This window comes from Microcystis sp. M53603_WE2, from assembly GCF_030065435.1.
Genome location: NZ_JASJFF010001262.1, coordinates 1 through 10,424, shown reverse-complemented (window position 1 = coordinate 10,424; position 10,424 = coordinate 1). Strand labels below are relative to the sequence as shown.

General features: G+C 37.6%; 4 protein-coding genes. All 4 read left to right on the top strand.

The window, feature by feature from the left end; all coding sequences use genetic code 11:
• Nucleotides 1-148 precede the first annotated feature (148 nt).
• The 4 genes from PX481_RS26510 (at nt 149) to PX481_RS26495 (ending at nt 10,231) form a co-directional block, all read left to right on the top strand.
• Nucleotides 149-484: a nucleotidyltransferase domain-containing protein gene (locus tag PX481_RS26510; protein ID WP_002758903.1), complete on the top strand. Its 336-nt coding sequence runs from the start codon at nt 149-151 to the stop codon at nt 482-484.
• Nucleotides 485-605: 121 nt separating this feature from the next.
• Nucleotides 606-3,788 (top strand): hypothetical protein, encoded by a 3,183-nt coding sequence (locus PX481_RS26505; protein WP_002758902.1) that lies wholly within the window; start codon nt 606-608, stop codon nt 3,786-3,788.
• 86 nt (nt 3,789-3,874) lie between these two features.
• Nucleotides 3,875-8,338 carry a DUF6603 domain-containing protein gene (locus tag PX481_RS26500; RefSeq protein WP_288096917.1) on the top strand — a complete coding sequence of 1,488 codons (4,464 nt, stop codon included), beginning with the start codon at nt 3,875-3,877 and terminating at the stop codon, nt 8,336-8,338.
• Nucleotides 8,339-8,359: 21 nt separating this feature from the next.
• Nucleotides 8,360-10,231 (top strand): hypothetical protein, encoded by a 1,872-nt coding sequence (locus PX481_RS26495; protein WP_288025349.1) that lies wholly within the window; start codon nt 8,360-8,362, stop codon nt 10,229-10,231.
• The last annotated feature ends 193 nt before the right edge of the window (nt 10,232-10,424 follow it).

Sequence of the window (10,424 nt, the reverse complement as noted above, 5' to 3'; positions counted from 1 at the left end):
TGATATAGCAAAACACTTACATTATGGCTCTTATGGATGTATTCACTCATTTTTCTATTGTACGCCGCGAGCGGCGGGGAATTAGACCCGAAGAGATTAAAAATGATGTACTATGCTTCTAAATCAAAGTAACCAAGGATAGTTAACCATGACATTAACGATTGTCAATGATACCCTAAAAACCATTCTCGCTCGACTGAAACGAGAATTAAAAAATCATTACGGTGATCGCCTTAAACAGTTGATCATGTTTGGTTCTCAGGCCAGGGGTGACGCACATCCAGACTCTGATATTGATGTCTTAGTGGTTCTTAAAGGAGAAGTAAATGCCAGTGAAGAAATTGAAAAAACTGGATTCATTATAGCCAGTTTATCTTTAGAAAAAGATTCGGTAATCAGTTGTATATTTATGGATGAATACCGATTCATTCATCGTTCTGGTCCTTTGCTTAGGAATATTCGTAAAGAGGGAATAATTCTATGACAGAAGATCAGATTGAATTACTTTTAAAAGCTCGTCAGCTTCCAAGAAAAATGAAAAGCGATCGCAGACAAATCTTCCCCTTCTTCACAATTTATTAATCTATTAACAGGTAGGTCAAATCATGGGAAACTTCCAAGCTATAAAAATCGAAACAGACGATCGAGTTGAGTTTAAAGACAATGTTATTAATGTCATTACAATTAATACCACACAAACGCCTACCATAACAAATTACTATCAATCTATACTCAAAGCGGCTTTAACAACTTTTAAGCTTAAAACCGAACTAACTCCCATTACGATGGACAATAAGATAATAGATGAATTTAATAATTCAATGAAATCCCTATGGGGAGAAACCTGCCAATTCAATCAATGCCTCATTGGCTATATCTTACAAGACACCCATCTTTCTAAAGATGTTGACACACTTTTAGCTCGAATAGCCGATGAAGAAAATAAATACTACTGGAAATGGCTCGACGGTAACAATGAGGTAAAAGATACTCCTGGCAATCAAATAATACTGAACCGATTACGCATTGTAAATGCAAATTTGCTCAATAAAATTTTTGTAAGATTTGATAATAGTACAGGTAATAAGATAGGAGGAAAACACTGGATAACAAATGAAAAACCCCTTCAGGATCAAACCTTAATCGTGCCAGCCATTGCTATCAGCCCAGAGGGATCTTATACAAATGGCACTGACTTATATTACGGTGTTTATGTAAATCCTAACGCTAGATTGCTTTTTCTGGATAATAGTGAAGATACCCAAAGATATAAATACGGAAAAAAAGATGGTTCTAATGATTATGAGATAAAGCGAACTTACAAGTATGATGAAAAAATAAAAAATAAAGATGAAGAGCGTGATAACGAAGACGCTGAATATTTTTTAGGAAAAGGAAATGAGCAATATCGTTATTTGTGGGAATTAAGAGGTCAAATCAATAAGTTGGGTGATAAGGAGAAGGGGAAGAATACTGTAACTAAAACTATACAAAATGTCTTTCAGTTGAAAACAGAGAGTAACTTGTTGAAGAACAGAATTCATTTCAAAAAGGATGATGGAAAAGATGATACTGAAAGAAATGATAAAGAAACAGAAAAAGCTAAAGACTTAGCACATCAGGCGGCTTGCGAGCTTCCTAAGGGAAACTATCACTGTTTTTACCACGATAACGGGGGAACTTTAATGGGGCATATCTCCGCCGTAAATATAGGCGAGGGAGGGCGTGGAAGTAGTGGCTATCCTATGCGTGCCGATAGGGTGAATGAGGTAAACTATAAATGGTTAATTAATTTGCTTGATGGAGATGCAAATTTTCCCTTAGCAAAATTATGGAGTTATGTGTTTGAATTAAATCCAGATTGTCTAGTAACGTCTCCTCCAGCAATTAAACAAAACCGCACAACTAACAAACCTGATGCTTTCTACCCTACTAATTGGCCTTACGACAAAGTCAAAAAAGATGGATTTAAAAATCCTGTCATTGGTAGTATAAATAGTTTGATTCAATATTATAAAACATTTAATCAGTCAGCAACTAAGAGAAATAATCCTAGCCAAGACCCATTTCCGCCTCGCGTTACGAATCCGAGCATTCCTGGTTATGATTATAAATTTGATATCAAAAAAATTGAAATATCTGTAAAGTTAGACAATACTGGCTACCGGGTATGGAAAAAGTTCAACGCTGGTGGACAAGACCTCACTTTAGGTTTTAACGAAAATGAACGAGTAGATGCGGGGAAAACGATGGCAGAAGCCTTGAGTGATTTTCATGTATATCCTGGGATGAAAGCCAGTAATATCACGCCTAAAATAACTGATTCTAAATTATCGGCTACCTCCTTTGCTAAATATGTACTAGGACAGCTTAATGATGATGATGTTAAGAAGCAATGGCGCAAAGATAATAAACTAGATGCAAATGCTACTGTTGATGCTTCTAGTTTAAAAACCGATCAAGAATGGTGTCACCTGTTTGGTCATGGGGATGGCGGTCCAGAAGAATTGGGTAATTTTGTTTCTGGTAGCAAACACTGCAACACTGAACAACTGGCGATTGAAACTGGTCAACGTCGCGTCAGTCAAAATGAAACCGATTTTACAGCAGTTGAACGAGGTAAATTAAAAGCCCGAATTACGGCTTATTTGATACCGAATGCGGGTACATGGGTAACAGGAGGAAGTTATACGCAAAAAAGTTTAAATGAAAAATTAGGTATTGACAAGGAAAATCCTCAGCTGGACTTAGTAACACAAAGAGATAAATTTTTTGAAGGCGTGCCGTTAGCAAAGCCAGTTAAATATAGATTAAAAACAGATGGTTCTGGTAACATAGATGATCAGGCTCTTAGAACAGCTTTTAAAGCCTTGTCAGATGAAATTAGTAGTCCTGCTACTGATGCAAAAAAAAAGAAACAGCTTTTCCAATTCCGGCACAATTTAGAAAGACATTTTTTCATGTATCTACCAATAGCCCGTTGGATGCGCTACAAGCTTTATTATGATGGGAAAAAAGTGTTTGACCACATCTACGATGCTCAAAGTGAAAGCATAAACTTACATGAATGCCAGATCCTTGATTACATGGTAGAAAGAGCGTTATATATAGCAATGGGTAAAGAGTCTGAGTACAAGCAAAAAATTAAAAGCCGTGTAGAAAAACTGCTACCTAGCGAGGAAGAAGCGGGGATTATCGGCAGAGTTTTAGATTTAGATCAAAAACTACATGAAATCCGCAATAACCTGAATTCAATAGAGGGGTTTGCAGAACAAATAGCAGGGGAAATGTCCACAATAAAGGACCGTCTAAAAGTGCTTAATCCTGATTTTCCAAACATAAAACTAGATCAACCAACAACAAATTGCAGCCACCTAGAAACAGCGCTTAAAACGGCCAATACTGACATTGAATCCCAAAGAATTATTTACACTGAAATTGAAAAAGATTTTAACAAGATGACCGTAGAACAGCAAAATCAAAGCCAACTTAAATTGATTATTACAGACACAGGTTTGGGGATGAAAATTCAGAATTTGAAGACAAAGGTTGAGGACATACAGAAAAGTCAAGCAACTATACAAACTGACATTGAGAATATGAAAAAAGAACTTGCGAAGGAAAAACCTGATAAAACAGTAATGGAAGTTGACAGTATTGAAGAAAAAGCCAGAGGAGTTAAGAGAAAGCTTGAAGAAATAAAAGAAGATCAATCAACTTTATCTGAGCATGACAGGAGAAAACTAAGAAAACAACAAAGTATGCTTTTAAATGCTAAGAAACTGTAAATCAATCTATCCCATTAAAAAACCAACCTACTTACATGAGCAATCCCCACCTTCAATCCATCAAAAACCAACTCAACTTAGGTCATTTGACACTGGATCAGAATGCCATCGGTTCAGCTTTAGCTAATCAACTTCAACAAGCCTTTTCTGGAGAAATATTACAACTTGAAGGAGTAAAACAACCCATCACTGAAACGGATGATTCCTTGCATTTTCAAGCAAGAATACCTTCATTACTGGGAGTAAGACTGCAAGCTGTTGAGGGCATCTTTTTTGTATATAATGGTCAGTTAGAATACCTTCTAAAAGCCACTCTCCCGAAGGTTTGGGATTTTTCTTGGTCTTATCCAGACCTTCCCGATTATACTAATTTTGGCAACGATCCAGATGCGGGTAATCAATCCTCACTTTTTTACGACTTACGATTTCCCGCTGATAAGCCGATGGTACTGGTTTTTTCTTCCCACAATTTTCAGACAGATCAAACCCCAAAATCCTATCTCACATTACTAGATACTACCTTAAATATTAGTAAAATTCATCAGGGGCTAAATTTTGTTTCAGAGATAGCACTTTCAGAGATGCCACTTTTACATACACTAATAGAATATGCGGGTTATAAAGATTCATCTTTACCTTTTTATGGATATATAAATCAACAACCTGAATACGAAGAAATACGCTTAGAGATAGAACTAAATTTTACTAAAACCTATGAAAATATTTTCAGTTTTGGGATTTATTCACTTGTCTTGCATACCAGCATCTCTCTTTATGCTAACTATATAGGATCGGGGATTAGCTTTTTAGGGAGAGTTACCATAGGAACCTCAAAAACACCTAAAAACGTAGAGATAGTCTGGCCCGTAGGGAGTACACAACTCATCATCGAAAATGCAGAACCTATTCCTTTTCCCGGTTTCGATACTTTTACTAACTTATTAAGTGGTCATTTACCTAACAATAGCGATACCTTTCCTCTGGCAATAAACTCATTAAGTACCCTAGAAATTCGTGAATTATCCTTACACTTATCCCTAAGTCCACTGAAGGTATCTTATATTGTCTTAAGTATCGGTACCACAGCAAACTGGAATCAACCCTTATTAGGAAAAGCATTAACAATTGAAGGTTTATTATTACGATGGGAAGTTAGCCCCGGAGATCCGACTCCTATTCGTTTTTATCTTCTATCCGCTTTCAATGTGGGAGGGGGTTTAGTAAACGCTTCAGCTGTCTTTCCCGACTTTGCTTTTTATGGTGAACTTGGCTTATATCAAACCATCGCCCTAGAGCAAATCATTGAGGAAATAATCCCCAATGCTCACCTGCCACACATCTCTATATTAGACCTTGCGATAAGTGCTGATATCAAACAAGGGTTATACGCCTTTGAAATAGAGATGGCTAGTGATTGGGAATTGAACTTGGGAGGAACTTCTATCTTACCCCTTAAATATTTACATCTAGAGATAGAAAAGAACCTTGGTGGTAGCTTTGCTACAATTAACAGTGTTCTGACTATTGCCGGGGTAGATCTGATTCTGCTGGCGACTAATGCCAACGAAAGTGGGGGTTGGACTTTTGCCGGAAGTACCAGACCTGGACAGCAAATTCCCATCGGACTGTTAATAAAAGATTTAGTAACAACCTTTGGAATAACAGATGAAGGTTTTCCCAAAGCTATTGAGGGATTAGTGGTTGAAAATATAGCAACTTATTTCAATACTGAAACAAAAAATTTCTACTTTACCTGTGAATCTATATTGGAGATCGAAGAAGAAATAATTGATGTAATTCTTCAAATTAATATTACCCAACAATTAGACGGCTCTTATAAAAAACACTTTGATGGACATATCACTATTGGGAGCTTAAAATTTGCCCTCATTTTCGATACTGACCAAACCTCTACCAAATTCCTTGCTGCTTACCATGATGACCAGACGGTAAAAGTTAAAGACCTGATTGGTTATATTGATTCTCAGCTAAAAAATGATATACCAGAAGGACTAGAAATCAACCTGAAAGATGCTTTATTTGCCTATTCTAAACAACAAACCTTAACTAATTTTCTCTTTGGTTTAAATATTGATGGTGGCATTAACCTCTCTAACCTACCCCTAGTCGGACAAGAATTTCCTCCCAATCAAACCCTGAAAATTTCCCTACAAATCTTAGCAACTAAAGCTGATTTTACAGCCCCAGAATTACAAGCCTTAAACACTTTATATACCGACGGAGGCATTAAACTACCCACCACCGATATTAACCAACGTCTCGACCTTATCCCCTCGCTTCAATTCGGAAGCGAAATCCAACAATTAGAACTCCCCATCACCATCAATAAACAGACGGGTCAAATAGAAGGAACAACCCCCCCACGGGATAATAACCTTTCTCCCCCAGTCGTCACCCCTTCCTCTACTCCCACCCCAATTAGTGATAGTACCAAATGGTTTACACTGCAAAAAAGCTTGGGTCCCGTCCACTTTCAAAGAATTGGTCTGAAATACCAAGACTCAAAAATCTGGGTTTTATTAGATGCCAGTCTTAACCTAGCCGGACTTTCCCTCTCCCTCGATGGACTTGCCGTTAACTCCCCCCTCAATCAATTTGACCCCAAATTTGACCTTAAAGGCATCGGCATCGACTACAAAGGCAGCGACACCCTAGAAATCGGTGGCGCATTCCTCAGAACTACCCGAAACGGCATAGACGAATACAACGGGGCCGCCGTTATCAAATTTAACGTCAAAGCCAAAACCCTCAACCTTTCCGCCATAGGGTCCTATGCTTATTTTCAAGGACATCCCTCCCTCTTTATCTACGCCATTCTTGACTACCCCATCGGTGGACCCTCTTTCTTCTTCGTCACCGGATTAGCCGCCGGCTTTGGCTATAACCGCGCCCTCAAAGTCCCCACCATTGACCAAGTTGCCACCTTCCCCCTCGTCGCCGAAGCGGTTAACCCTCCTCCGGCTGAGGGTTCTAACTCAGACCAAGCCGCCCGACTCACAGGAGAACTAACCAAACTCCGAGACTATATCCCCCCCGAAACTGGGCAAATATTCCTCGCCATCGGCATTAAATTCACCTCTTTTAAACTGATTGACTCTTTTCTCCTGCTTACCGTCGCTTTTGGTAATCGTTTTGAACTTAATATACTTGGTTTAGCCACCCTCATCGCCCCCCCAAATGTAGGCGCAGGAGTCCCCCCGGTTGCCCAAGTACAACTAGCCATCAAAGCCAGTTTTCTGCCCGCCGAAGGATTTATCGGCGTTATTGCCCAACTTACTCCTAACTCTTATATCCTTTCTCAAGCTTGTCATCTCACCGGAGGATTTGCCTTTTATGGCTGGTTTGCCCCTAACGTCCATGAGGGAGATTTTGTCCTCACTTTAGGGGGTTATCATCCCCTCTTTAAAGTCCCAGACCATTACCCGAAAGTACCTCGCCTTGGGCTTAATTGGCAAGTTAGCAGTGAACTTTATATCAAAGCAGATGCTTATTTTGCCCTGACTCCTTCCGCTATCATGGCCGGGGGACACCTCCAAGCTACTTGGAATAGTGGTCCTCTGAGTGCTTGGTTCAACGCCGGGGCAGATTTTCTCATGTCTTGGAAACCCTATCACTACGATATTTCTATCTATATTGATATGGGGGTTTCCTATACTTTCCAATTTTTCGGGACTCAGCATATTACCGTTCAATTAGGGGCAGATTTACACATCTGGGGACCCGAATTTACAGGTATTGCCCATATTCATCTTTGGATTATCTCTTTTGATGTGAGCTTTGGTAGCAGTGCCTCGCAAGCACCCACAGCCATTGACTGGAATGAGTTTAAAACCTCTTTTCTCCCTGCTGCTGATGCTATTTGTACCATTGCCGTTAAAGAGGGTTTAGTCAGAAAAGTTAATCAAGACGATAAAACAGATTTAGGGAACATTAATCCTAAAGATTTCTGCTTAGTCGCTAATTCAGTCATTCCTATTAAAACTTGTAATGTTAATCTTAATACTCAGGAAATTAATACCCAGTTTGGCATCGGTTCCATGGCAGTAACAGCCTCTGAGCTAATCTCAGAATTAACGATTACTATTAATAAAAATGGTACAACGCTAAACTCAACAGAATTTGACGAAGATTTTGCTTGTACTCCCCTATTTAAAAAAGTTCCCGTCGCACTTTGGGGCGAATCTTTAACCCCTAGTTTGAATGGTAATCAATTTATTGAAAATACCCTATCTGGATTAGAAATTAAACCTAAAAAACAACCAGAACTGGGGGCAACTCAAGCCATTAATCGCAGTAAATTACAATTTAGCACTACTTCAATTAATAATGCTTATCATTGGCGAACGATTAGCACTTTTCAGGAGGAAACCACTAAAAACATTAGTAACACTATTGTAGATAATGCAGTCAACAACACCAGAGATAATTTACTAAAAGCACTAAATTTGAAAAGTGAAGAAATTGATCTCAGTGCAACAATTGCCGATCATTTATTAGGTTCACCTAAAATTGGAGTTTTAGTTAATTAATTATTATTAAAGGAGTCAAAAATGCCAGAAACTACCACAACTGAACCCACTAAAATTGAATTTATTCAGTATCATCAACCAGCTTTAAAAGATGGTGACTATGAAATTACTGTTACACAAACCATAGAAAGTGGAGCAAAAATACCTAGAACTACTTTTACAACAGATATTACAACAAACCAGAAAACTAAACCTATTCGTTTTACTGTATCAGGAGAACGCTTTGAATTAAAACCTACAGACATCCACGCTGTATTTCCCCCTGATGGTAGCTTAGGGGAACATTCCAATGTTTTACCCCATATTATCCTAAACCGTAGTACCTTACCTTGGGAACGTCAATCTGTTAGTAATAATAATGATACTGCTTGGTTAGCTTTATTATTATTTGAAGAAACAGAAAACCCCGAATCCAAAATTATTACCCTAGAAACCTTAAAAGATATTAATATTTATACTGCTAAATTTCCTAATTTTAGCCTAGAAAGTGGACAACATGAAGACGATAAAGTAATAATTATTGATGTCCAGAAACAGTTATTAGAAAAAATTTTACCCACTAAAGAAGACTTAACTTATCTTGCTCATGTTCGTCAAGGAACAGATGAGCAAGGAAAATTAATCGGCGATGAATTAGCCGTTATTATTTGTAATAGACTTCCTCAAAAAAGTGGCAGAAGTATCGTCCATCTGGTTTCTTTAGAAGGACGTTATAATAATAACGGTTTTGATTTTCAGGGAGCAGGAGATAATGATAATATTCGTTTAGTTAGCCTAAAAAGTTGGAGTTTTTCTTGTATTGATGAAAAGCAAAGTTTTCAAGGACTTTTGACCCATCTTAACCGAGAACCTAGTACCCTAAGATTGCCACAAGTTAATAATACTGAAGCCGAAAAATATCTATCTATGGGTTATGTTCCCCTACCCCATTTTTTACGACAAGGAGGGAAAACCTTCTCTTGGTATCATAGTCCTTTAATCACAGGAAACAACCCTAACAATAACATCACTTTACCCATTCGTACAGCAGATGAATTAATCATATATAATCCTGATAATGGTATGTTTGATGTTTCATACTCTGCTGCTTGGGAATTAGGAAGATTACTCGCTTTACAGAGTAAAAATTTATCCGTTAGTCTCTATAATTGGAAACGCACTCATAGACAAAGCTTACAAAATGTAGAAACTCATTTACCTGTTTATAATCAACCTAATACAGAACTTCCTGAAAGTATTTATAATTGGTTTGAAGATTTAAATCTTCTTAAAGGTGTACCCTTTAATTATCTCGTTCCCGATGAACTTATGTTACCTGTAGAATCAATTCGTTTCTTCTATCTTGATTCCCTTTGGATAGAATGCTTATTAGATGGAGCCTTTAGTATTGGTCGAGTAACTACATCAGATCATAAACATGATCAAGAAAATAAAACAAATCTTGCTGTTAACAATTACCCCACAGTAACTGGTTTTTTACTCCGTTCAGATGTAGTGTCAGGTTGGCCAGGTTTACTCGTTGATGGTTATAATGAAGATGATACAAAAAAGATTGAACTACTACGGATGGAACGTCTTTCCGCTAATGTTTTAATTAAGGGAGAAATCAAGAGATTAGATATTCACCAAAAACCAGAAACCTTACATTTCGGACTAGACTGGGATGATGAGAATAAAACCTTTTACAAAAAATTAAAAAACTTAGATGGTCAGGAAATTAACAAAAAGGTTGATAATATTCCTTGGAAAGATTCAGAAAAAAGAGTTATAGATATCAATTCACTTACTAACAGGATTAAAGAACAAGTGGACAATAGTAGCTCATTTACCTCTGCACAATTGGCTTTAGAGATGATTGAAGGAGTAGAAAAAGTGAGATTTATTGGTTCTTAAAAACCTATTAACTAGGTAGGCATTAAAAATTATCAGATGCCCCCCTTATTAAGGTAGGGCTGTTTCATTCTCCCATCAGAATATCAAAAGTAAAAGCGATCACTGTCAGGTAAAATGAGAAGTGAACGCGAACTTTTGAAAGATATGTTGAGCTTAATAGAAAAACTAAAACAAGTCAAGGACTTTCGGAAAG